Below are 1,747 nucleotides of genomic sequence, written 5' to 3' on the forward strand. Positions count from 1 at the left end.
GAATAAGAACGGAGACCAGGTAGCAGCTTTAGCGCTCTTTTACAACAAGGCTACCTCCATTAAAGGTGTAAAGGGAATTATTATGGATTCTTTTGGAAAACCAGCCGGAAAGTTTTCCTTAAGCAACTTTCTGGATGAAAGTGCTGTTAGTGATTTTTCTTTATTTGAAGATGCCCGGATTAAGAGGTATAATCCTAATGTTTTAACTTATCCTTACACGATATCTTACGAATATGAAATCAGGTTTAAACAAAACCTGATCATCCCTGATTGGTATGCAACACCCTATTCTGATGTTTCTGTAGAGAAAACCAGTTACACTTTCATCTCCAAGCCCGATGATAAAATCCGTATAAAAGAATACAACTACAAAGGGAATGCAGAGGTAGTAAAATCAGATAAGGTTATTAGTAGGACATGGAAGGTAACTAACCTAAGTGCGATTAAGCGTGAACCTTATGCTCCTGATCCTGACAATTATCTTACCTATGTGAAAATAGCACCCGAACAGTTTACTTATTATGGTCATAAAGGAAGCTATAGCAACTGGCAGGAGTTAGGAAAGTGGGTTTATGATGACCTCGTAAAAACAAGACAAACACTTTCGCCAGATATTATTCAGGAGATGAACAACCTGGTAAAAGGATTAGACAGTGATAAAGAGAAGGCAAAAAAGATCTATGAATACGTGCAGAAGAAAACAAGATACATTAGTGTGCAGATTGGTATAGGCGGATTCCAACCTTTTGAAGCAACAGAAGTGCACCGTGTTTCTTATGGCGATTGTAAAGCGCTGGTAAATTACACACAAAGTTTATTAAAAGCTGTAGGTATAAACAGTCTTTATTGCGTGGTATATGGCGATAGTTATAAAAAGAGTATGGATGCCGATTTTGCAAGCATGGATCAGGGAAATCATATTATTTTATGTGTACCACTTAAAAGTGATACCACCTGGTTAGAATGTACCAGTCAGGATAGTCCGTTTGGATATTTAGGAAGTTTTACCGACGACCGTGTTGTATTGGCCTGTACAGAAGAAGGTGGTAAATTACTAAAAACACCAGCCTTAACTACTGCTGCAAGCCTGCTAAAACGTAAGGCAGAGCTTAATTTAGATAAGGATGGTAATGTTAATGGCAAGTTGCACACCGACTTTAGTGGCTCCCAGTATGATAATTATCGTCGTATCATTAGTAAGCCTTCATCTGAGCAGTTAAAATTGCTAAAAGAAGAGTATGATATTGACAATATTGATTTTAACAATCTTAAACTTGCTCAAAGAAAGGATAGCAATCCTGTAACCTCAGAGTCCTTAGATCTAACTATTCAGAGGTATGCACCCCGTACAAATGACAGGATCTATATGGTACTTAATGCGTTCAACAAAACCAACTCCATTCCAGAAGTTAGAAACAGAACATTACCTGTATATGTGAACAGGGGCTTTACAGATGAAGATGAGATAATATATAACCTTCCCGAAGGATATAGTATTGAAGCTAAACCTAATGACAGGGAAATTAAATCGCCATTTGGCAGCTATGCTGTAAAGGTTACAATGGAGGGTAAAAAGCTGATATATAACAGAAAATTTGTTTTGAATAATGGGACGTACCCCGCTGACAAATACGAAAGCTTTATGCGCTTTTTTAGTGACGTAAGTAGTTCAGATAATAGTAAGGTGATTTTTAAAACGAATTAACTTAGAAATATAATTCCAAGGGCTATTCCGATAATCATGATT

Annotated in this window: 1 protein-coding gene; it reads left to right on the forward strand. The window is 37.0% G+C overall.

Annotated features, from left to right (window positions below; translation table 11 throughout):
- Positions 1-1,705, forward strand: a 1,705-nt coding sequence (locus AC1DDX_RS27130; RefSeq protein ID WP_477622997.1) for a DUF3857 domain-containing protein, incomplete at its 5' end; no start/stop codon positions are given.
- Positions 1,706-1,747: the final 42 nt, after the last annotated feature.

This window comes from Pedobacter sp. 10L46_2, from assembly GCF_056395165.1.